Origin of the sequence: Reichenbachiella faecimaris (assembly GCF_900176375.1) — a bacterium.
In the GTDB taxonomy this organism is placed as follows: Bacteria; Bacteroidota; Bacteroidia; order Cytophagales; family Cyclobacteriaceae; genus Reichenbachiella; species Reichenbachiella faecimaris.
Map to the genome: position 1 here is coordinate 737,493 of NZ_FWYF01000001.1, position 23,812 is coordinate 761,304.

Below are 23,812 nucleotides of genomic sequence, written 5' to 3' on the forward strand. Positions count from 1 at the left end.
TTGGTATAGCAGAAAAGCACTACTATCAAAAATGGCAGTGCTTTTTAGTTTAATTAAAGATTAAGGGATAATTTTAATTGAAGCGTATATCTATAATTTAAACACCCATTTCACACCCTATGTATATCAAAAGAAAATACGGTTTTTGGATGACTTTCAATTGGTCCAAAGAACCTTTCATCTTAGGACTCATCTATTCACTTGCCATTTTTGGTGGATCGTATATACTAGATTTTCATATATACATTCCTTGGCAGCCTATCAGCATTATAGGTATAGCAGTCGCCTTTTATCTAGGGTTTAAAAATAATAGCGCCTACGACCGTACCTGGGAAGCCCGCAAAATCTGGGGAGGCATTGTCAACAATAGCAGAAGCTTTGGAGCTGCTGCATTGGCTTTTGTCAGTGGTGCTGATTCAGACCAGGTCATCAAAGAGCTTATCTATCGACACGTTGCCTGGCTTACAGCACTTAGGCACCAACTCAGACTGAGTAGACCCTGGGAACATGCAGAAAACAGACTAAATGGGAAATACGCACCTACGGTATGTGAAGACTATACAGAAAAATTGGATTTAGAATTAAAACCGTTCTTAACTGAAAAAGAAATTTTAGCGCTCGATGGCAAGACAAACACTGCCACCCAGATTATGAAAAATCAGGCCATTCGGCTGCAAGCCCTTCGAGATAAAGGATATTTTGAAGACTTCAGACACATGGAATTTCACCAATTGATAGTGAGCTTTTATGCAGATCAAGGTAAAGCAGAAAGAATCAAGAACTTTCCTTTTCCAAGGCAATATGCTTCTACTGCCGTTTGGCTTACCATAGTATTTTGTGGTTTCGTGCCCATGGGTTTATTAGATATAGCTAAATCTGCCAATGGTTGGGTCTATTGGGTATCGCCCGTCATTTCTGCTTTAATTATCTGGGTCTTCTTCTTAATGGAAAAAATTGGGGATTATTCGGAAAATCCTTTTGAAGGGACATACAATGATGTACCTATTACATCTATTGCCAAAGGCATAGAAATTGACCTACGCGAAATGATAGATGACACGAATATACCTTCTCCTGTTCAGGACGAGAATGGTTTTTTGTTGTAGGCCATCTGATAGCTCAAGAAGTATATTTAGAAAAATGAAGGAAAACTATTAACTTCATACCACTAACAAAGTACAACCTAATTTATCATACCTATGCTTTTTATCACCAATCGTGGCCTTACTCGGCCAAATCCTAAAAAACCTCTTGTAGTAGACTTTAATTTGGATGACAATGACGCCAGATCATCTGTGTTTTTTTGCGAACGAACTAAAGCAGGAAAATACACTGAAATTGGCAGCATACCTTTCTTTCAACAAGTAAAAAAAAGTAAAGCCAAACAGATTTTAATCTACATCCATGGGTTTAATAATTTGCCTGAAGGTGACCGAGAGATCTTTCATAATGCAGAACAACTACAAGCCCTTTTTGATGATAAAGACCCAAACCTTGTTGAGGTGATTCCTATGATTTGGCCTTGCGACAATGATAAAGGTATGCTTCAAGATTACTGGGACGATCAGCGTGCTGCTTATGCCAGTGCAGGCGCATTTAGTCGCGTGTTTGAAAAATTTTTAGGCTGGAGAGATGACGATTATGGTAACAACGACACTTGTCTGAAACGAATTAATATTTTAGCCCATTCCATGGGCAATCGTGTACTAAAGAAAAGTTTATTGGCTTTTAAGTCTATTAGCAGGTTTGGAGATAATGTGCCTATGGTATTCAGAAACATCTTCATGGTGGCGGCCGATGTGGTCAATGAAACCCTTCACCACGATCACCCTGGTAAGGTCATCACTGAAGCTACAAGAAACGTAGCTGTATTTTATGCAGCAGATGACCTGGCCTTGAGAGCCAGTAAAGTGATCAACCTTAAAAACAAAGTGGTCTCAAGAAGACTTGGTCATACAGGGCCAGAAAACATGCAAAAAGTTCCCAAAAATGTTTTCGCATTTGACTGCGACGAGTTTAATAATAAATGCGAAATAAAAGGCCACAGCTACTTTATCAAGGACAAAAAAGGCAAACCTACTCCCGTATTTAACGAGATGCTTAAGGCCATCCAGACTGGCCGAGTCTCTATCGAGTCTAAGGAGAGAAATTCGGTCATTTTATAAGAATTAATGTCACGTTTCTGTTGCCAGATTGACCTGTAATTCCATTAGAACTATATGTTAAACCTGTGGACGATGCGTTAGAACAGTTTCAGCTACCATACAATGGCCACCAAACGGAAGTAACAGAATTATTTGTTGTCATTTTTATCACCAGTCCCTTTGATGGATGAAGCAAAGGGGTTGGGAATACCTACGATTTCAAGAAAACCTTTGCCTCCAAGACCCTTTCCCCTATTTTCTTCGGCTTTGAGGTATTGTTTGAGCGCTTGTTCTAATGGAAAAATACAGAATGCAATGAGGACGTTTATTCCCAAATCCATGACTGGTGAACTTTCTACATTGAAATAATTGACAGCAATAGCCTGCAAAAACTCAATAATCAAAACCAAGGCAAGTACTGTAAGTACTTCTGTGATGATGATGTATTTTTCGCGGGCACGACGATTCATAAAACCAGAAATTACAACCAGTAAAATCATAACCGCGATTTGCAAGCTATAGAACCACAAGGTTTGCCAATATGGAGGATTGATCTCAAAGTTGAATGACTCTAGTTGCTCAATATTTCCAAAGGCGTCTTGCGTACGAATATCAAGACTATAGGCACCTGGCTGTAAATAACTCAGTGTAATCTGAGGCTGACTGATCCACTCAGACCACTCACCATCTACACCAGTGACGCGATACTGATAGGTGGTATTGAGAATACCACGATAGTCTGGTTTGCTCAACTCAAAATAGAATGTATTTTCATCATAGTCAAAAACCCTGATACTTGTTAAATCAATATCTCCTTGGTTGCTTGTGGCTTTCCTAATGAAGCTACGACTCATGGTATATAGGCTATCATCAATCGATTTGTGATATTCCAAGAGCTCGTTCGCGCCGTCTATGACCCAATGGCGGTCATTGTATATTGATACATAGGACATGTCGGGAAATAGGCCAAAAACATCCATCAATTCGACGTTCTTTTCATGATCTATCTTGTACCAGTTCTTTCCGTTGAATACCCACACTTCACCGTCCCGTTGCTGTAGGTGTTTGACTGGTTTCCCCAAAAGCTTCATCAGCGCTAGATCAGGCACCACCTGAAGCTTTACAGAATCGAGAAAGAAATATCCTTCCGTATTGATCAAATACAATCTCTCATTTAAAAATGTGAGCTTGGGGTTGTCAATGAATTGATTTTTATACTTAAAAATTTTGTAATCGAAGTGATCCACTGTAATGTCGTCAAACGCTATTAATGCTGTAGGCGTAGCAAACCAAGTTCGGCCATTTTCATCATTAAAGGCTGTTTTAACCAGATCACCATGCAAGTTGAGATTTTCTGTTTCTACCCATTCCTCACCTTCTTTGTAATAGATTTTGACCTCGTTGTACATGTTGCCCACTATGAGACGGTCATGCTTTTTCTCTGGAGTCACGAATCGAACAGGTTCGTGGATCACCATTTCGGCACTGTCAGCCCTGATGTGAAATACACCACTGGTACCCGCAGCATAGAGTTCATCTTGATACACGAAAAAACGCTCCGTTTTGAAGTGGATCCCATCTACCTGTTTGAAAACCCATTCTTCACCAACCAACTCTTTGCGCATTTTTCGCAATTTGACGTTTTTTGCAACTATGGTCACTTCCTCTACAGGCTTAAATAATTTTTGAGAAGGTTTGTTTTTGTGTTCTTCTTCGGCCAGTTTCGCCTCATTCTGATCCTCACTCTGCTCCGACTGTTTCTTTGCTTTTCTTGCCTTTCTTCGTGCTATTCTTTGTTCTCTTTTTGAAAGTTTTCGCTGTGGCTGCTCCACCTCTTGTTGTCCTTCATTTTCCGATGTGTCATCATCTATCGCTTCCTTTGGTACAGACTTGATCACTCTCTTTTTGACCGTTTCGTAATAAGCCACATTTTTATATCGTTCTACTTTCGTCAAGTGATACACCCCTTCGCTAGTGGCGACATACAAACTCTCATCATAAAAAAACGCTTCATAAAGATGCCCATGCAACCCTTGAAAATTGCTGAAAGTTTTGAAAGGTATACCCAACTCCATTCTGGACAATCCAAATTCATGTGAGATCCACAGACCATGCTCCAGATCTACACCAATGGCATGCACTTCATTGTCAGGCAGGCCTTTTTCTCTATTGATTACTTCTACCGTTCGATTCTGTCTGTAGTTGTAAAGAATAGCACCATTTTCCAGTGTACTTAGCGCAAAATGATCATCATTTATCCATATCCCATTGTCTACAAAAGACTCATTCTCAAATAATAATGCAGATACTTCACTGCGCGTAAAAATACCTGCCTGATAGGTATAGATGGTATTGTCCGTGGTACCTGCCAGATAAACGTCCTCTGAGGGGTGCTTTTCAAAAAATATAAATTCACTTGAATTGGATTCCGGCCAGGCAAAGCTGACCAGCTGACCATTCGCATATTCGTACAGCTCCTTATCCGTTTGCACTAAGATCTTCCCATCTACTACAAACAGTTTGGTGAAAAAATCATCGTAATCTACCAGATTCGTTCGTGAGGTGGATGACTCAGCTACGTCGTAGCGTACAATAGTTTCTTCATTCACAAAGTATACTGAGGCGCCCAAATATAAGGTTTGAAAATAGAGCCCGTCATCATTGGCCACTGAATCCAGCGACTGATATTGCAACTTTTTGTCTACAATTTTTAATAGTCCAAAATCACCTACACAGCCTATATAAAGCTGATCATTCTCATTCATATCCAGTGAAATGGACGCACTTGGGGTAGGGATATGTCGCCAGGAATTTCCATCATACTGAATGACTCCTGACCTGTTCGCAATATACAATTGCCCTTTGCTGTCAGCTTTTATTTGATAGTTCACATCATCTATTCCAGGAATATTGTGATGATGATGGGTAAGAAACAGGTCACCTTCTTGAGCAAAAGAACCTACAAAGGCAAACAGCCAACAATACGTACTAAATAATCGAATTCCCCAACGCATCTAAGGCGATATTATCGAATGAATAAAATTGAGCATCAAATATACAGTTTGTTTAATACCTATCATTACTTTAGTACAATTCAATCATTAAATATCCATGTTTTAGGATTTGTCCATTGAAATAATAATTGACGTATGGATGAAATACTCAAACACACAGCTTAGAGGCCTCGCCCACACTTTATGAAAAATGAGTGGGAGGTGCATAACACAAGTAAATACGGATCAGTCTGCAAAGTTTTTTTTTGGGGGGGGGATATTTTAAACTACAAGCTCAGCGTCGTCCCATAGCCCTTCAGAGGGAGCCTGGGTCACAGTACTTTTCTGATCTGTGGTCAGCAGCATCCGTACATTGCCCAGCTGGTCGGTCAGGTGGTATCTATTGGGGCGTCTCCCTTCGGGTCGGGCTATACGCACTCGTCTGCCCTCGCACCTCCCGCTTCGGACTCAAACAAAATGCTCCTATCCCTTACGCCAAAAACCACCCCAACTAGGATGGCTCTTTGTTTCTTTGGCTCAGTCTAGCTTTACACTTCTTCTCCGCATTACAAATACTGCTTTACAGCACCTTCGGCAAGATCCCAGTCGCAATACCCTACGCTAATTGCGACCGAGCGGAAATCACCGCATATCTGTATGGCCGTAAAGTCCAAGCTGCAAGCTTGAAACAGCGATTATCTATTTGTGCTCGCACCAGCAGGGGCTCTTATGGATGCCTTTTTTGCCAAGTTCAAAATGGACTCTCTGCTACAGCAATAAAAAAAGCTCAACCAGTTTCCTGATTGAGCTTTCTTATTTAACCTCTTTGTTCTACTTAACTATTCTTCTGTCAATTTAGCGCCAAGAATAAATGACATAAATGCAGCACCAAAAAGAATGTATATAGTCGTTCTTAGATTAAATAACTCTTCTAGAGTTGCATCATCACTATACAAATAACCTCCAAAGGAAAGTAAGTAAATAAATAAAATCATAAAGGCGAAAGCCTTGAAGTAATTGGGAAATCTTATTTTCATGATTCTTATTAAGTTTAAGGTATTTTAGATGAAAATTCGCTACCACCTTTCCAACTTGAAAACCCAAGAGACCATCCAAGGCCAAATCCAACAACAGCGCCAGTTCCAACACCTTGCATTAGCCTTTTAGGATGTACTACTGGATTGAACAAAACTTGAGAAAGCCCAGTTAAAGCCCCTAAAGTGCCATAAGCGACACCAAAAAGTACTCCATTTTCAAATTCATTTTTTGGCATCACTGTAGTATATATTTTCAATGCTATATCAGGATTTTCACGTACTAGATCAGCCATTTGCTTTTGAATCTGACCACTGATGTCCACATTCTGACTAGGGTTAGGATTATTTTGCCCGAGATATCGAGTATTGCTAGCTCCAGACATACCATCAACCCCTTCTGGCATTATACCCCATTGAGTATCATTGTCACCCCCCGTTGCTTGCCCATTACTCGCTAGCAGTCCAGACTTAGCTGCTCTTCTACCTGCACTTGCATATGCAGACATCTCACTGATAAACCCTGAATAAGCCAAGACTGGGCCTGATGACCATTCAGTGCTATTCCAAGAATTATGTAAGTCGTTATAATTTGATCCAAAGCTATATGCCAGCCTACTTCCTCCTTCACTATTAGCAAATAATAAGCCTCTCCCTCTAGTGGAAGAATGCCAGTATCCTCCATTGTTGGCTAAGGCTGCACTTGCAAAAGCAGATTGTTCTCCTGCCAATGCCTCACTTTCTTCTTTAGCTCTTCTTCTTGCCTGTATTTCTGCCATAGTACCCCCATGCCCAAATCCAAAAGCACTGCCTGAGTTATACGAATCTCCATAACCTGCTGCGATACCTCCCCAGAAGTCCCAGCCGCCCATGCCATTATTGGCCAGTCCGCCTCCATAGCTGCTTCCACTGCTTCCATCAAGGCTTTCCAGTAATTCACCCTTATCCATCTGCTTCGGTATATCCCCCATAGGATCATTGTAGTTGATAGGATTGTTGAAGGCATACTGATAAGGGGTCATAGAGGTAAAGCTGCTGGCCATGATATCTATGCCCGTGAACCTGCCCAGGGCTGCGTCGTAGTTTCGGTAGAAGGTCTCGTAGTTGTTTGTGGTTCTGTTCAACTCACTGCCTGCGTTGTACAATCTGTTGTTTATGGTATTTAGATCTTGCTCGTAGCTGCCTGCTGTCTGCAAGCCAAACGGATAATAATCATTGGCCTGTACGATGGGCCCATGCACCTGCTCTACTGTAAAATCATCGAAAAATACGTCCACGCCTGTTTCACTTTCATTGGATAAGTAAATATAGACATATCCCATTTCTTCTATGGCTATTGTATGGCTCAATGCTTCGTGTGGGGTGTCTGTGCCTGTTTCTTGGGCTGCGCTCGATATCTGCTCGAACCCTGTCTTTGCACTGATCAACTGAAAGTCTTTGTCGAACACCATATAGTTCAGATAGGCCTTTGGCACCTCTTGATCTACGCCTGAGCGTGTAAAATCAATAAATGGGGCAGTACTGCCCATTCCCCCCAGTTCATTGGCAATCAAAGCTGAGCCATTGGCGATATTGCCTGCTACTGTATTGAGCAATTGCGTCCACCCTGAGGACTGTGCCTGATCGTAGTACTTGGCAAATACTTCCATCTTGACCGTATCGCCTGGCATTACCTTCAATTGTCTGGCAAAGATCAAGGTATCCCCTCCTGATAGCATCATGGAATTGCGCGTCGTATCTGTCTGGCTGTTGGTGTGATCAAACAAGTCTGCATTGACTACAGCCACTTTTTCATAATTGAAGAAGATACCAGCTTCCACCTCGGCCTGACTGCTTTCCATCGTCGCCTGGGTCACTGTACTTTTCTGATCTGTGGTCAGCAGCATGCGCACGTTGCCCAGCTGATCAGTCAGATGGTACTGATGCTCCCATTGGTCAGATTCCTCTGGGTGGTAGAGGATGCGTCCTTCGCCATGCTGGATAGCTTGCAGCTGATTGTCTTGATATAGGAAATTGCCTAAGTAATCATTTACTTTCTGCACCACTCCTTCTGTATCTGTGGCCTGCTGCCTGATTTTTGCCCCACTGGCCGTATAGGTGTTGGTCACTGTCCTGCCATCTGCAAACTGGATGAAAACGGGCTTGTTCTGATAGTTGTAGGCGATACTGTCGATCCCTTTGTTCAGGTCGCTGGCCATGTTGCCATTGGCATCGTAGGTATATTCGTCTGTTTCATTGGCCAAATCGTTAAAACCTGCCTCATGGCCTGCTGCGTCTGTCACGGCTTGCATCTGATTGCCCTGGTAGGTATAGCTCAGCTGGTCTATGGAGGTCATGGTGCCGTCCAGCCCATTTCTGTTCAGTGTGGTGATGTTGCCATTCAGATCGTAATCTGTCGTAGTGCTGTAGAAGTTTTGCTGGATGGCGTTGCTGCCCCAGTCTACTCCTTTCATCTTATAGTCGGCCGCTGTCAGTCTATTGGCCTTGTCATAGGTGTAATCGTACATGCTCGCGCCTTCGTCTCCCATTTTGTTCCAGCGGACGGCAGCTATGTTGCCGTCGTAAAGCTTATTTGAAGCTTCGTTTTCTGTATAGAAAAATTCCATCCCAAAGTAATCGGGCTGTGCTTCGGTTTCCTGTCCGTTGAGCGTGTGGTCATTGATGCCAGTGAGCCAGCCCCTGATGTTGTAGCTCATATCCATGGACTGCAAGTAGCCCCCTTCGTCTACCTGATGGAGGTTTTTCTCGATCAACTGGCCCAGCTCGTTGTACCTGAGCGAGGCTACTTCTATTTCAGGCTCTTCATCCACCTGCATATAGGATTTCAGCAACCTTCCTACGTGGTCATAGGTATTGCGCTGATGGACGGTATGCTGCTCACTGCCGTTATCGTGTACGGTTTTTGAGTGGGTCACGCGCCCCACAAAATCATAGACCATCGTGGTCACGTCTGTACCTCCCAGGTGGTTGTCGCTCTGGGTTTGGACCGTCCGCCCTTTTTTGTCATAAAAGGCCACGCTGGTGAGCCATTGTGCGGTGCCTAGCACTTTGGTTTTCGAGCCTGTAGGCCATCCCCTCACACGGTCAAAGGGTACTGGCCCTGGGCTTAAACCTGACGGGGCATAGCCATGATCCTCTGTGCCGTCCCTGTCGAAATCGTAGCTGTCGTAGTACCTCACGGACAGCACTTCGGTACCTGAGGTAGGAAAGGCCTGGTTGCTATAGCCATGATCGGTACTGTTTTCTTTCACTTCGTAGTGACTGTCTGCATGACTGTCTACCTGGGATTGCATATCGGCCCTGCTCTTGTCATTGGTGTACAGCCCGGTCATTACCACGCGGTGGCGCTGGTCGTATTTTACGTACTTCCACTGATCGGTCTCCCGGAGCAGGCCGTCTTGCGAGAGTACCAGACGGTCCATGGTATCGTAGATGTAGTATTCAGGGGCTTTGCCCGGTATTTTCTTTTCGACCAAACGACCCTGGCCGTCATAGGTATAGCCATAGGCCAAGGTGCCCAAGATATCCGCTGTAAAAGCATAGGCCCCACTGGCCGGTACTCCGTTCATGGCTTTGGGCGACAGGACGGTTTTGGTCCTTCCCAGTTCATCAAAGACGTAGCCTTTGGTGAGCCATTGGTCGGCTGCATGCTCTCTCTGGGTTTGTACTGTTTTTCCAAACTTGTCGGAATAGGTCCTGGAGCGATTGCCGTTTTCGTCAGTGGCTTCAGTGACCCAAAGTGAATGGGCAGGGTAAAAACCATCAGAAGACGCATCTGGATTCCACTGTCGGACTTCGTCTTCTTCGTTGGTCCTATAGGCATAGCGTACGGTATGTCCACCATCCAACTGCCAGGCTTCCCCTACTGCGCCTTGCTGCAGTACCCTGCCGAGCGGGGAGGCTTCGAGCTCTACTTCGGCCGTGGCTTTGCCCGAATGGGCCATGTTTGCCCCACCGCTCTGATAGTAATCTTTCTGGTCTTCGATCAATTCAGAGATATCAATCTGACTGCCCGTGGCATCGTCCTTTACGAATGGCATAAAGCCCGTCTGTATGGTACTGTTGGGGTCGTACGCCCCAAAAGCCACCACATCTTTCTTCGCCGACGTGCTGTTGATGGCCACGGTTTTCAATGTCCTGCCCAATCCGTCTACATAGGCCACTTGGGTGAGTGCACCTTCTCCCGAGGCAGGGACCATAGACGGGTTGTGCTCTTCTACGAGCAACCGGGTGCTTTGGACCTGGCGATAGTTGGTTTGTGCCGGGGCCGAACGGTCTACTGTGATTTCCTTGTACTTATACTGTATCCCAAAGTCTTCAATATCCACTTTGGCCCTAAACCAAGTGTCTTCCAACAGGGTAAACCTGTAAGCACTGAAATGTGCTTCTTCGCCAACCCCACTGTTGAAGTCGGGATCCAGCAATTGATAGGTACTGCCTCCATCAAAACTGACTTCCCAGTTTATGATAGCGCCTTCATGGCCAGATAGGTCTAAAGTCACTTCTTCGCCATAAGCTGCTTGTGAAGGGCCTGTAAGTAGGCCACTGCTGCGCACTTCTATTTCCAATGGACTGGATATTCTTGTCAAACAGTTCACATCTGTGACCCTGGCCTGAAACTGGGTGGTAGTGGAGACAGTGTAATCATAACTGCCGGTGTTTTCTCCAGGGATCAGGGCATAGTTGGCCCCTTCATCTGTAGATGCCCACCATTCTGTATCGCCATTGGTGACTGTAGCTGATAAAGTGCCCGAACCACCATTGAGGACCAAGGGGTCTCCACTGTCTTGTGTGATGGTGCCTTCGGTTTTTGATTCATTTTTATAAATGGTGACAGAATTAGATGGCTGAGGGTCTCCGCAGCCATTGTCAAAAATGGCTCTAAATATTTCGCCACCCTCAAGGTTTGAAACCAAAAATTGGTCACCCCCAAGCTTTGGTATAACTTTTGAAGTTGCCGTATAACCAGATCCTTCAATATATTCCTGCCATTCGACTAAATCCTGTGTATCTCCGTCAATTTCTAAACCAGAGAAATGGCTTGAACAATCATTCTCAGATGATATAATAAGAGGTTTGGCTACGGTCAGGGGAGTTACAGTAAGTATGGCATAGCTAGAAGTACTTTCACCAGCGTCACAAGGGTCGGCAAAAATGGCCCTTAACCGAGTAGTCTTTTGAATATTTGAATATGGATGTGTTGTTGTGACATTTTCTATATTGGTAGTGATTCCCCAGGAAGTCCCATTATATTCACTCATTTCCCATCTCAACACCCTTCCACTTGAATTTATTAAGGTTACTTCACCATCTGACCCTTGACACACCGTACCACCACCAGTCATGGTTCCTAATGAAACAGGAGAATCGGTTACTACAGTTATCGAAGTTGAGTATTTTACTGCACATGCTGGACTTTGCACTTGTGCCATATATTCAGTGGCATTTACCTGATTAGCCCGTAGATCATACTTTGCGTCAGTTAATGAAATGGTTTCCCAACGCTTTAATTCGCTATCAATATTTCGCTTTTCCCATTTGTTTACATACCCAATATGCCCACTGAGCTCTAAAGGTACTAGAGCACCCAAACAAACATTGATCTCGGAACTGCCATTGACGGTAACCTCACCACCAACCGAAGCCGGACTGATAATTACAGTTGTGCTAGATGAATACGCTGCTGGACAATCATTATTCTTCACCTGTGCTCGATACTCATATGCACCTACTGTTGAGTGATTATAACCTTGTGAGGCACTTGCATTATTTAGTTTCTCCCAGGGATCACCATTAGTTCTTTTCTCCCATTTCAGAATGGATCCCCTATGACCAGATAGGGTAATAGTTCCACTTTTACTTTCGCAGAACGTTCCGCCAACACTTGTAGCACCTCCTTTAGAAGAAGGTTTGATTCTCACCCAAACAGAATTTGATGTGGTTACATTACAACTTGTAGCTTTCACCCTGTATTCTGTATTAAAGCTTACAGACCCAGTCCAGTAGGTACTTCCTCCGGTTTGAACTGTAATCCAATTAGAAGTCTCCTCAGGCCTTTTTTGCCACTCTATTGTCCCTGAGGCTCCACTTATAGAAAGTGTTGCCTTTGCATTACCACATACGGACACACCGCCTGATAATGTTCCTCCATTCGAGGAGTTAACCGTAATTGATTTATTAAGAGTAATATTACTCTTACCTCCTCCACTGCGTAATGCCGATATATTGTTGGAGCTATTCTGAGCATTCTTAAGAGAAACATTGCTTTTTTCCTTATTGTTTTCGGTCATGCTGGTATCATCCATGATATACCCTTCTGTTGAAATAGACCTAAGTGCAGGAGTTTGCTGACCAAAATAGCTTACAGATAAAACTTTATTACCCGTGCTCGTCCATTTAATCACTACAGAAGTGCTTGTACTTGAACCAATAATAGTTCCACCAGTAACAGACCAATTGATAAATGCTCCCTCACTTATACTATAGGTATACTCTCCATTTAAGCATACGCTAGATGGCCCACTGATAGACTGTGCATTAGAGTTGATTATATTAATAAAAACAAAAAGAAATAATACGGCAAATACTTTTTTCATCGCTATAGACATTATTAATATTGATCAAGGGGTAAATCAGAGCAAAGACCGTTTTTCACTACTTTTACTGATTTAACATCAGAGATTAGAATTGAACTACCGAAGTATATGATGCATTTTATATTGTAACTGGAATTTTCCAGCCAGTCCAATGTAGACTGATTACCAACCACCTCCCAATTATCAGGGCTATCTTCAAATGATCTTTGCCAACTATATGATATGGTAGATTCATCATAACTGTCAATTGATTTGATTGAAAATTTGGTACGGAAATCATGTGAGTACCCAGTACAATAACCTTCTGCGAAAGTTTCCACAGCAGCCAAAGAACAAAGGTCAACTGTTTTTGAACCCTCTGCACAAAGTTTAACCCCTGATTCAATTTGAACAAAAACCGTTTGAGATGAAATTACACTGCTGGTCACATCCCCTACTCTAAGTTTTACAGAATAGTAACCTTCTTCTGCATAAAGATGACCAATTGTTTTTTGCCCAGGGATCATCTGCACCCAGTCTGTGCCATCACCAAAATCCCAAAAGAATTCATCATCAGCTACCAATTCAGGATGTCTAAGCTCAAAAACCACCATATTCAATCGATTAAGTCCCCTGTACACAAAATCATAATGCAAGGGCACTTCCACTTCTACATCTGAATATTCGTTTTTGCTCAATATGTTCCTGTCATTGTCGAGTACCAGTGTGTTTCGCAGCTGATCGTCATATTCGAAATAGGCACTTGTTTTTCCTGCCGCCGACTCTGACAACAGCTCTCCTTTCTCCCCAAAGCTCCTGTAAGTGATACTGGCCTCTGATGGATACAATAAAACATCATCAATAAATACTTCTGAATCACTGGTTATTTTGATTACAAAATCAGCAGGCAAGGTGCTAGCGTCAATTTCTTTTTCATGATAAGTCCATCCCAACGGACTTTCAATATCTATGTATCCGTTTCCAAACGAAGAGGTACCATCTACATTGGTAATATCATAAGTCACTTGTGCTTCACCTATTGAAGAGATCCACAAAGACAAAACAAAAGATTCCGTATGATCAGCTTTTATCATATTTCCAGACAGGAAATCCATCAGTCCTTCTAGCTTGACAAACCGCTTCCCAGTTCTTGCCAATCCACTCATTAGTGTAGCCTGATCAATTTGAAAGCCATATTCAGTCCCTTCCTCGAACCCGTCATATAGAAAGTGATCTGCGGCCCCATTCTGTATATTGGCGATGACCTTCCTACTTTGGTCTCCCCAATGCAATCCACTTGTCATCTGACTTTTTTCATTGACACTGGTCAATATTTTATGGTTAGAATCATATCCCAAATTTTGCTGAACCAATTCATAATCAACGTCCTGTTCAAATCCCCCATCACTGACAGTAGATGGTGAAAAACTGGAAGCAACTTTGGTTGTGCCTAAAGCATATTGCTTATGTGGGTTGATTACCCCGTTGCCGAAATCCTTAAAAGTGGTCAGAGATGCAGAAATCAATTTTTCACTATTGTCTGGATGTTTAACTGTACTATGGTACTCTACCGCTCTACCCGTTTGATGCAAACTTTGTAATATTTCAAGTGCCTCTGAAGCTGCATCCTGCGGACTGCTAATAGCGTAATCAGCCACGTATTTTTTATAACTCCGAACTATTGATCCATCGCTATTGATTGTCAGGCTAGTATTTTTCCTGCCGTGCGTCCCATCGTAAGAGCTGATAGTTTCGGTTACTATTTTTTTGTCTGAATCGTTGGGATCAAATAGCGTCTGTTTTACTCGTTGGATTGAGTTTCTTACCTCAGTGAACAACATGTATTTTGCATACACATAAAAATTGAGTGTTAAATGAGCATGGGGGGGTACACCAATACTTGGCAAATAAGTGGGGATTGCTTCCGCTACAAATCCAAATACTGCCGTGCCGCTTTCTGGTTGAACCCTGGTATAGGTGTACTCCAACTGCGAAAGTTTCTTTCCATTTTCGTGGTATATTTCCACGGAACTGAGCAAACCTCTTTGAAAATGGTAATTGGGATTACTGGGAAAGGGATAGACATTATAGCCTGTGGAAAACCTGCCAACCTGGTAATCCTTCCCACCAGTGCATTCTCCTGCCAGATGCGCCTGTGTGGCCTGCCAGTCCCCACCATTGGCAGATTGCTCATCTATGGTAGCCGTTACGTCAAAATTATAAACCGTCCTCCCCTTACCTGGATTGGATACCGCCACCCTTTCATAGTATACCCTGGACTGGCCAGATGACATATCAAAATTGGTCCGAACGGATAGCATCTCAGCTTTTTGCTGATCAGTGAAGCCACTGCCAATATCTTCATAGGACAGGGCCGGGATCGTATCGGCCATACCTCCATATCCAATCTTGGGATCAACAGAGTATGTTCGATAAGTGGCCCCAAAGGCAAAAGCAGGTCTTTCAATCAATTTTCCTACACCATGTGTCGGAGAAATCTTTTGATAGTCATAATCGGTAATTATATTATTTTTATTGCTTACCCCATCATGGACGATGGTCTGTTTCAATCTGATCCCTGGGCCATAATAGCTGCTTTGTGCTACTGGATCGTGGTAAGTATTGGCTTCATAAAACAGACGAGTATTCCCGCCTGTAGGGTAGGTGACCTTGCTCAAGCTCCCATAGTGCAAACCATCAGGATCAACAGATCTGTCAAATTCCGTCACCTCAACCTCTGTGCCTTTATTGGGGTGGCTGGCTGGCAGGGGTTCATAACGGTACTGATTGGCTTGATCCAGTGCCGGATTGTAGTATAAGGAGGGAATCATTTCTCTTACTATCACTACCTCTGTGGGTTTGGCCGGATGAGAATCTGAAAAAGCTTCTTCTGAATAAACAGCTTCTTCTAAAAACTCTGATTCGGGATAGTAGTACAAACGACCAGAGACGGTCGAGCTATTGTTTTTCTTATAATATCCATAAATATCCACCCATGTAGATGCATGAGAGGGCAATTTGCTGTACAGGTCATATACCCCATGGTAATCAAAACTATAACCCTGGTATACCTTGTCCCCATATCTGGGTAGCACAGATTTTAGAAAGGTTCTCTTTTCGTACTCTTTTGTCTTGACAGAAAGCTCTTGCCCTTCAAAAAAACTTGGATATACATCCGCATAATTCAATTCATAGGCAGACAACAATTGCCCATAACGGTACATCTCTACTTTTACCAGCCTATTTTCCGATATCTCATCATTTCTGGTGCTAAACAGAAATTCTACTTTTTCTCCTTCACTGCTCGAAATGGACTTTAAGGTATTGATGGTGTTGGGAATGGAAACAATCCCAAAATATCCTACGGAACTTCCCTTAAACCTATAGTTTTTGGCCAAACCCTCTTGATAAGAACGCTGCAACAATTGAGTAAAACCTGAATCAATGGCTCTCCCAACTGTGCTATAATCAAAAGCCACATGCTGACCATTTGGGTATATGATTTTACTTAGGTTCCACGTAGTGTTGGACCTGCTCAAATACCTATGGGTTTGCATATTCTTAAAATAAGCGGCATTCTTTTCAAAATCGACATATCTGGTGGATTGATCCACCACATCGAATTCGTAAACTACTCCCATCTCGTCTGTCAGGGTAAACGACTCAATATCCTCGACAATTTTTAAGGAAATGAGCAAATCCTGATAGCCCCCAATCTGAACGGCAGAAACTGTCCCTCCCTGAAGTAAATTACCATCTACGACCAACACAAAACTTCCTGACACAAACGGTGTATTGATACGGAAAATATCTGGCTCAGTGTCTGGTAAAGTATACAGGCTTTCTACTTGGGTGTGCTCATCTTGAGATTCGGAAGCCTCACAATCGTCGCCCGAAGGAAGGGTGAAATTGTCTATTTGCTCTTTGGCACCATTATATATCCAACCCAAACCAAGCGCGTCATCTGGCAGTCCCTTAACTTCACGAGAAATCTGCCCTCCAGCCCTAAGCTGCCAGCCGAGGCCTACAGGCCCTGCAACCTGACGCACCTGGATCCCACTGGCCGAATAAGTAAGGCTTACCGGGACACTGCCCACTTCATACAATGGAATTGAAATATTCGCTGTGCCCGTTACATGATTAAAACCAATGCCTTGACCTCGGATTTGAAAAGACACTAACGAAATGAGTGCTGCACAGAAGAAAACAAACCATGTTCCTCTTCCCTTGCAAGGAATTACTAAAGAAAACGCCAATTGAATATATTTTAGACTACGATTTAAGTATCATTCACAACAATAATGGTGAATCAATTAATCTCAAGAAATGCTCCGCAAGGTTACGAACAAAATTTTATTTGGCCAAATCAGATTTTGACCCTTGGACTCGATTTGTTCAAAAAAAGAAAATTCTACGACAACAATAGCCGCTATACCTTCAATCATTTCCTCTTTTGCCAACCTAAAGGTAAAGTTAGGGGGAAGAATATTTCGGATATCTGAGTAAGCTCGTAAGCTCAGGGTTCATCTCGTAGCTCTGCGGAGTGATCTTCTCAAGGTCTAGCAGAAGATTTGCCCGGACATTTACATGCTGCCAGCTAACGTGATTCCTCTCGTCGTACCTCTAGACAGAATGACTTTTATTGACCTAGGAATTAGGTAACTGTTTAAAAACTATAGGTTAGGATAGCTAATCACGAAGAAATATGTAGTGATCAGAATCCACATGACTAAACAAAAAAAGCCTTGCAAATCATTGATTTACAAGGCTTTAATTCTTAAAAAGTACCCAGGGCCGGAATCGAACCGGCACGGCCGTGAAGCCACTAGAGTTTGAGTCTAGCGCGTCTACCAGTTCCGCCACCTGGGCATTTCGGAGAACTTTTTATTGCTAAAAAGCTATGGTCTGGTATCCTCTCTTTCAAAAGGGATGCAAACATATCTAAAGATTTTCAAGAAGTCAATACTCGGATTGAAATCAATCCAATTTTATTTTTTGAAGGTAGGAATGAGCCACTGGAGGCGCTGCAAATAATTGTTTGGTCTCTGGCCAAACCTGACCAAACAGCTCAGAGTGACGATACCTATTTAAAGCAGTTTCACTTTCCCAAATACTATAGGTAGCGTATACATTTGAAGCATGCGCATCTTCCAGCAACTGTAAATGTTGACACCCAGAAAAGGATCGGATCCTTTCTTTACTCTTTTCGAATATTTGAAGAAACTCATTCAATGCTTCCTCTTTGAAGGTCATCCTTACTACCCTGATAATCATGTCTCTAACGTAAAATCAATAAATACCTGATCTCCTATCATCAGTCCCAACAGTTCCGCTCCACTCCCCTGGTTAATACCAACTTGAAGACGTCCCATAGAATTGAACAAAACAAAACATTCACCAGAAGTTACATCTGAATAATGATTGTGTAATTGCAAGACCTTCTCTCTTCTGAAGTTGATTACATACGGGAAATGATCATTGATTTTCCATATAGCATCAAAGTCCGTCTTCATAATATTAGTAATCAAATTACCATAGTGATCTATTCTGATCACATTACCAGCAATTTGCTTTTTGGTCGCCTTAGCTCTAGGTGGCATCAGCCTTTCGACATCTTCTAGTCGTTTACCAAAATCTTGAATATCCTTGCCACTGGCAATCTTCCCTGCTAACGGGCCAAACAAAGTCTTAGCTATAAATGGTGATCTGACTGGCTTCACTCCGTTGATATCCACTACTGCTGCTGGTCTTTCTTCACTAAGCAAGGATATAAGACCTGAATCTTCTCCTATGAAAAAGTGATCTTCCAGCTTTACAGCTACATTCTTAACAATCCTCTTCGTCGTATTAGAAACAGCAAAAACATGTACTGTGCCTTTTGGAAAATCACGAAAAACAGCATCTAATACATAAGCAGCATGCCCAATATCACCCACAGCTATTTGATGAGAAATGTCAACAATATTGATATTTGGGTTTTCTCCCAAGATGCTTGCTTTCACGGCAGCCACGTAATGATCGGATTGTCCAAAATCAGAAAGAAATGTAACGATGGCCATACAAGCTATTGAAAAATCTGTTTATTTTGTCTAGCAAAAATATAATTTGACCGCAAATTAGAAACTTCATTTGGTAGAAAAAATTATTACCCTAGAGAACATTCCACTCACTGACTTTTTGGGTGTTGAAAACCAAAATATCAATGATATAGCTTCGGCATTTCCAAAGTCGAAAATAGTATCACGCGGCAATGAAATTAGAATCCAAGGTTCATCTCCTGAGATCATACAAATTAATTCGATTTTAAACTCTCTGGTGGAACATTACCACAAGTTTGGAACTATCACGAATGATCAAATCAAAACCTATCTCAATCAAGAAGAAGACAAATTTGTTGATTCAGATGGAGATGTGCTGATCTATGGAACCAAAGGCTTTAAAATTGCGCCCAAGTCCAAAAACCAAAAGAAGCTAGTAGAGGCCGTTCATAAGAAAGATTTAGTCTTTGCCATTGGGCCAGCTGGGACAGGGAAAACCTACATTTCTGTAGCACTGGCCGTAAAAGCGCTCAAGGATCGTGACGTCAAGAAAATAATAATAACTCGTCCGGCAGTAGAAGCTGGAGAAAATTTAGGTTTTCTACCTGGAGATCTGAAAGAAAAAATAGACCCCTATTTAAGGCCTATCTATGACGCGCTTCATGATATGGTTCCAGGTGAAAAGCTCAGATATTACATGGAAAATGGTGTCATTGAAATTGCACCATTGGCATACATGAGAGGACGCACACTCAATGACGCTTTCATTTTGTTGGATGAAGCGCAAAACACTACACCCATGCAAATCAAAATGTTTTTGACAAGAATGGGGCCAAATTCAAAGGTGATCGTAACCGGTGATATGTCACAGATTGATTTGCCAACAAAACAAAAATCGGGCATGGCCGAGTCGCTTAAGATTCTCAAAAACATAAAGGACATAGGTTTTGTTGAGCTAGACGGCAAAGATGTTATTCGACACAAACTCGTCCGATCTATTATCGAAGCGTACGACAAGGAAGAAAACTCCTGAAATTAACTTTCATTTTCTATTAAATAATTAGATTTAAGCCAGCAGCATTTCAAGTTAACTATTGAAATGTCTCTTTGGACCAACCGCCCATTTCTGAGAATCATTCTGGCCTTTGCTTTAGGCATTTTGGCAGCTCGTCATGATTTTACAATCTCGCTACTGGCCTTGCAATATTTGATTCTGTCTTTATTCATTTTGGTTGTTGTTGTCAAGGCTGTTTTTAAAAATACGCCAAATATCATTCTCGCTAACCTATTATTAGTTTCTATAGGCTTGATAGGAATGCACCACTATGGCAGTTCGAACAGCTACAATAAAAGGCTCCTAATCCAGTCAACATGGAATGAATGCAAAGCATTCATTGGCACCATCACTTCATTTCCCACAGAAAAAGAAAAATACATGGTCTACCATGTGGATGTGAATCTTGGCATTCAGGATTCAGGCTTTCTGAATATCCCTACCAAAATCTTACTTTATGAAAAGAAAGCTGCTGAACAAAACTCAACCTTAGTCTACGGTGATAAGGTTAGAATAGAAGGTCATCCTTATTTAATTGACGAGGCCAAAAATCCCCATGAGTTTGATTTTGCCAAGTACATGGCCGACCAGCATATATATTTACATCAATTTGTCACACACGATCAAATCACATTGATTGGCAAACACAAAGCCAATGCTTTGATGAGTGCAGTTTATAGGATAAGGAGTCATTTTGAAAGCGTCATTAAATCCAACATTAACGGAAAGGATGAAGAGGCGATTGTCTTGGCACTACTTTTGGGAATCAAAGGACAGTTGAACCCAGAAATAAAAACTGCGTATGCGACTGCAGGTGCTATGCACGTATTGGCTGTATCCGGGCTCCATGTATCCATTATTTATTTTTTATTGAATTGGTTATTTAAGGGCATTCCTCCTGGGAATTTCAAACGTTTCGTCACTCCTACCATCAGCATCATGGCACTTTGGCTGTATGCACTTTTAACTGGATTTTCACCGTCCATACTCAGAGCAGTAACCATGTTTTCTTGTATGATTTTTGCCAAAATATTGGACAGAAAAAATCAAGTATTCAATTCGCTCTCTTTTGTTGCTTTCGTTTTGCTCATATTTGACCCCACATTTCTGTTCAACATAGGTTTTCAGCTTTCCTTTTTAGCTGTGGCTGGCATCGTCTATCTGTATCCGAAACTCTATCAGTTTTGGGATATTCAGAATCGAGTTGGGGACTATTTATGGCAACTAGTCTGCGTGTCTCTGGCTGCACAAATAGCAACTTTCCCATTAAGTATTTACTACTTTCATCAGTTCCCCTCCTATTTCCTGATCGCAAACTTAATTGTAATTCCAGTAGCTTTTGCTATCATGATTTTAGGATTAGGTGTTCTCGCTTTTGGATCTTTTACACCATGGATTGGATGGTTTCTTGAAGAATTAGTAGGTTTCATGAATTGTTTTGTGGCACGCATACAGGTATTGGATGGAAGTGTAATAGACTGGATTTATATGTCTAGCTTCCAAACTTTCCTTATTTACATGGCCATCATAGCCTTTCTCTGTTTGCTCAGATACAAAAAAATTTCTTATGCCTGGTTGATGTTATTTATCATTACTGGGTTCAGTTTGGACAGGATTTGGCATATCCTCATACGCTCCAATACTAACGATATGGCTTTTTATTCCATGGGGAAAAGTCCGATTATTGATCAAGTAGAAAAATTCGAGGCTCAATTATTCACTTTGGATTCTATTTTCGATTTTGAAAAACTTGAACAGCACATTTCGCCTAACAGAATACATAATTTGCTTCCACCTCCAAGAAGCCCACATTTGATTTCAACCCAACTCGGCAGTTTTGCTCGAATGCATATTTTCAAAAACAAAAGAACACTATTCTTCACTCAGCCATTCGATGTCAATCAAATTCAATTCAGGCTGAAAGCAGATATTGTTGTCATTTCCAACCAGGCTATAGATTCTTTAACCATTCTAGATCGGATAGTAGATTTTAAAGAAGTGATTATTGACCAAACGAACCACCCATTTTATGCCAATAGACTAAAATCAGAAGCAAAGAGTTTGAAAATGAATTTATTCAGCCTGCACGATCAGGCTCATTTGGTCTCTCTATCAAGGAATCAGAAATTCTTGGATATGCTTTTTTAAAGACTCCTTGTCTGCACAAAGATCAGGGTCTGCATAAATCTTAAGCATCAGTTCGAAGAGTACATCTTCCTCGTACCCAAGCTTAGCAGACATTTTAGCACAAAATTTAATTTCTTCATTGTACAACTTGCCGTCAATCTTCATCAACTGCACGATGGAATAAATCAAATCATACTTTTTGTCATCTTTGAGTGTAGACAAATCTCCTATTGGCAATTCTTCATCAAAGCAAGAGGCTATTTCCTCCTCGGTCATGCCATTTGCCTTGCCCACCTCGTTGATGAGATCCACTTCTTCTTGGACGACAATACCATCTACCTTTGCGAGTTGAACAAGAATATTAAGATGTGCTTTTGACATGATCAGCTGGTTTAGATTTTAAACAAATATAAGAAATCAGACGAAAAGGCCTATATTATCTTCCAATGAACTATCTGTCGCATTTATACCTTTCATTTGACGATGAATCCATAGCCATAGGCAACTTCATTGCTGATTTTGTTAAAGGTAAAAAATATCTAGAGTACCCATTAGAGGTTCAACATGGAATTTTAATACACAGAGAAATAGATCATTATGCAGACAATCATCCCATTTTTCTGGATGGCAAGAGAAGATTAGCAAAAGAATATCGTCATTATGCCGGGGTTATCATGGATGTATACTATGATCACTTTTTAGCTAGGCATTGGTCTAAGTACTCAAAGGAAGATCTTAAAACTTTTTGTTCTAGACATTACAAATTGCTCAACGAGAATCAGTCTCTGCTTCCAGAAAGATGCAAATATTTATTGAGCTACATGGAAGCAGGAGACTGGCTATACAACTATCAATTTTTAGAAGGCATTCAATTTGCCCTGAGTGGTATGGCACAGAGAACCTCCTTTAAATCTGGCATGGAAAACGCAGTCAAAAATTTGACAGAAGACTATGACAGATTTGAGAAGGAATTTCAGGCATTTTTTGAAGAAATATTAAGCCATATCCATAATTTTACCGATCAAATCAAAAAGTAAATGATCGTTTCCAAACCAAAAATTGGCACTCTCTTTTCCGTAGGACTTTTTATCACTTTAGCCCTGGGTGCTTTTACGTATGGCCTCGTACATATTCAATCAGCCACAGATCGTACTTGGTGGTATGTGCTGATATATACCTCTGGACCCATTGGATTCGTGGTGCTCATAAAGATTCTTTTTTCACTAAAGACACTTAAGGTATCTAAGGAGAAATTTGAAGTAAAATTTCCTTTTAAATTGACAAAATATTCCTTTGGGGGAAAGGAGATCGATCATTGGTTTCACACTTCTATTAAAACTTATGGTGGTTTGTATGAAGAACTCACTATCAAACTCATTTCAGGCAAGCAGCTTGCCATAAGCAAACAAGAAAACACAGAATACGACAAAACACTGAAATACCTTAAAAAGAAATTTAAGAAACTAGAAAAATGATAAGATTAGCTCTATTTGTAGGACTAGGTGGCATGCTAGGTAGCATGCTGCGATTTTTCATTTCTCAATGGATGCTAAAACTTACCCCAGGAATAGCGCACTCTGGCACACTAGTGGTCAATATACTAGGCTCCTTTCTATTGGGTTTCTTGTTTCATTACTTTGGCAAAGTAGATCGATCCTATTTTGTCCTTTTGACATCAGGGTTTTGTGGTGGATTCACCACGTTCTCGACTTTCAGTGTGGAAAATATAAATTTATTATTGGCAAACCATATTGGATCAGCCCTATTGTATATGTCACTCAGTTTAATCCTTGGGCTCTCAGCCGCTGGCTTGGGATGGTATATCGGAAAAATGTATTTAGCTTAAC

General features: G+C 41.7%; 14 protein-coding genes and 1 tRNA gene. 7 read left to right on the forward strand and 8 right to left on the reverse strand.

Going from position 1 to position 23,812, the window contains the following annotated elements:
* Positions 1 to 119 precede the first annotated feature (119 nt).
* Together B9A58_RS03160 and B9A58_RS03165 are read left to right on the forward strand one after the other, a co-directional pair.
* The gene (locus B9A58_RS03160) at positions 120 to 1,106 is read left to right on the forward strand and encodes a bestrophin family protein (protein ID WP_084370966.1); all 987 of its coding nucleotides are present in this window, start codon (positions 120 to 122) and stop codon (positions 1,104 to 1,106) included.
* Positions 1,107 to 1,199: 93 nt separating this feature from the next.
* Positions 1,200 to 2,165, forward strand: a complete 966-nt coding sequence (locus B9A58_RS03165) for an alpha/beta hydrolase (RefSeq protein ID WP_084370967.1) — start codon at positions 1,200 to 1,202, stop codon at positions 2,163 to 2,165.
* Between the two features lie 128 nt (positions 2,166 to 2,293).
* On the opposite strand, the gene B9A58_RS03170 is transcribed toward B9A58_RS03165, so the two are convergent.
* From B9A58_RS03170 to B9A58_RS03205, 7 genes are all read right to left on the reverse strand, one after another.
* A complete protein-coding gene (locus B9A58_RS03170; protein WP_084370968.1) occupies positions 2,294 to 5,158 on the reverse strand; it encodes a ligand-binding sensor domain-containing protein in 2,865 nt (954 codons plus the stop codon).
* Between the two features lie 818 nt (positions 5,159 to 5,976).
* Entirely contained in the window at positions 5,977 to 6,174 is a 198-nt protein-coding gene (locus B9A58_RS03175) for a hypothetical protein (protein WP_084370969.1), read from the reverse strand.
* A 14-nt stretch (positions 6,175 to 6,188) separates the two neighbouring features.
* Entirely contained in the window at positions 6,189 to 12,767 is a 6,579-nt protein-coding gene (locus B9A58_RS03180; RefSeq protein ID WP_176214661.1) for a DUF6443 domain-containing protein, read from the reverse strand.
* A 14-nt stretch (positions 12,768 to 12,781) separates the two neighbouring features.
* Positions 12,782 to 17,002, reverse strand: a complete 4,221-nt coding sequence (locus B9A58_RS03185; RefSeq protein ID WP_139793721.1) for a PKD domain-containing protein — start codon at positions 17,000 to 17,002, stop codon at positions 12,782 to 12,784.
* Positions 17,003 to 17,531: 529 nt separating this feature from the next.
* Positions 17,532 to 17,615: transfer RNA gene (locus tag B9A58_RS03195), tRNA-Leu, on the reverse strand.
* Positions 17,616 to 17,723: 108 nt separating this feature from the next.
* Entirely contained in the window at positions 17,724 to 18,020 is a 297-nt protein-coding gene (locus B9A58_RS03200) for a putative quinol monooxygenase (RefSeq protein WP_084370973.1), read from the reverse strand.
* Positions 18,017 to 18,805, reverse strand: a complete 789-nt coding sequence (locus B9A58_RS03205) for an SAM hydrolase/SAM-dependent halogenase family protein (protein WP_084370974.1) — start codon at positions 18,803 to 18,805, stop codon at positions 18,017 to 18,019. Before B9A58_RS03205 ends, B9A58_RS03200 begins: the two co-directional genes overlap by 4 nt.
* 70 nt (positions 18,806 to 18,875) lie before the next feature.
* Between B9A58_RS03205 and B9A58_RS03210 the strand changes: the two genes are divergently transcribed.
* A complete protein-coding gene (locus B9A58_RS03210; RefSeq protein ID WP_084370975.1) occupies positions 18,876 to 19,817 on the forward strand; it encodes a PhoH family protein in 942 nt (313 codons plus the stop codon).
* 66 nt (positions 19,818 to 19,883) lie between these two features.
* Complete coding sequence (locus B9A58_RS03215; RefSeq protein WP_084370976.1) at positions 19,884 to 21,986, forward strand: ComEC/Rec2 family competence protein; 2,103 nt, start codon at positions 19,884 to 19,886, stop codon at positions 21,984 to 21,986.
* On the opposite strand, the gene B9A58_RS03220 is transcribed toward B9A58_RS03215, so the two are convergent.
* Positions 21,951 to 22,346, reverse strand: coding sequence for a hypothetical protein (locus B9A58_RS03220; RefSeq protein WP_084370977.1), 396 nt, complete (start codon positions 22,344 to 22,346; stop codon positions 21,951 to 21,953). The two genes, B9A58_RS03215 and B9A58_RS03220, sit on opposite strands and share 36 nt — an antisense overlap.
* A 65-nt stretch (positions 22,347 to 22,411) precedes the next feature.
* Here B9A58_RS03220 and B9A58_RS03225 point away from each other — a divergent pair, with 65 nt between their 5' ends.
* The 3 genes from B9A58_RS03225 to crcB are packed head-to-tail and all read left to right on the forward strand — an operon-like array spanning position 22,412 to position 23,811.
* Complete coding sequence (locus tag B9A58_RS03225) at positions 22,412 to 23,002, forward strand: acyl carrier protein phosphodiesterase (protein ID WP_084370978.1); 591 nt, start codon at positions 22,412 to 22,414, stop codon at positions 23,000 to 23,002.
* Positions 23,003 to 23,440 carry a hypothetical protein gene (locus B9A58_RS03230; RefSeq protein WP_084370979.1) on the forward strand — a complete coding sequence of 146 codons (438 nt, stop codon included), beginning with the start codon at positions 23,003 to 23,005 and terminating at the stop codon, positions 23,438 to 23,440.
* Positions 23,437 to 23,811, forward strand: a complete 375-nt coding sequence (crcB, locus tag B9A58_RS03235) for a fluoride efflux transporter CrcB (protein WP_245826978.1) — start codon at positions 23,437 to 23,439, stop codon at positions 23,809 to 23,811. The genes B9A58_RS03230 and crcB overlap by 4 nt, the downstream gene beginning before the upstream one ends.
* The last annotated feature ends 1 nt before the right edge of the window (position 23,812 follow it).

What these genes read in the sequence shown, in the direction of transcription:
- B9A58_RS03180 (WP_176214661.1), bottom strand. Translation starts at nt 12,767, where the DNA reads ATGAAAAAAGTATTTGCCGTATTATTTCTTTTTGTTTTTATTAATATA.
- B9A58_RS03225 (WP_084370978.1), top strand. Translation starts at nt 22,412, where the DNA reads ATGAACTATCTGTCGCATTTATACCTTTCATTTGACGATGAATCCATA.
- B9A58_RS03230 (WP_084370979.1), top strand. Translation starts at nt 23,003, where the DNA reads ATGATCGTTTCCAAACCAAAAATTGGCACTCTCTTTTCCGTAGGACTT.
- B9A58_RS03170 (WP_084370968.1), bottom strand. Translation starts at nt 5,158, where the DNA reads ATGCGTTGGGGAATTCGATTATTTAGTACGTATTGTTGGCTGTTTGCC.
- crcB (WP_245826978.1), top strand. Translation starts at nt 23,437, where the DNA reads ATGATAAGATTAGCTCTATTTGTAGGACTAGGTGGCATGCTAGGTAGC.
- B9A58_RS03215 (WP_084370976.1), top strand. Translation starts at nt 19,884, where the DNA reads ATGTCTCTTTGGACCAACCGCCCATTTCTGAGAATCATTCTGGCCTTT.
- B9A58_RS03165 (WP_084370967.1), top strand. Translation starts at nt 1,200, where the DNA reads ATGCTTTTTATCACCAATCGTGGCCTTACTCGGCCAAATCCTAAAAAA.
- B9A58_RS03220 (WP_084370977.1), bottom strand. Translation starts at nt 22,346, where the DNA reads ATGTCAAAAGCACATCTTAATATTCTTGTTCAACTCGCAAAGGTAGAT.
- B9A58_RS03200 (WP_084370973.1), bottom strand. Translation starts at nt 18,020, where the DNA reads ATGATTATCAGGGTAGTAAGGATGACCTTCAAAGAGGAAGCATTGAAT.
- B9A58_RS03175 (WP_084370969.1), bottom strand. Translation starts at nt 6,174, where the DNA reads ATGAAAATAAGATTTCCCAATTACTTCAAGGCTTTCGCCTTTATGATT.
- B9A58_RS03205 (WP_084370974.1), bottom strand. Translation starts at nt 18,805, where the DNA reads ATGGCCATCGTTACATTTCTTTCTGATTTTGGACAATCCGATCATTAC.
- B9A58_RS03160 (WP_084370966.1), top strand. Translation starts at nt 120, where the DNA reads ATGTATATCAAAAGAAAATACGGTTTTTGGATGACTTTCAATTGGTCC.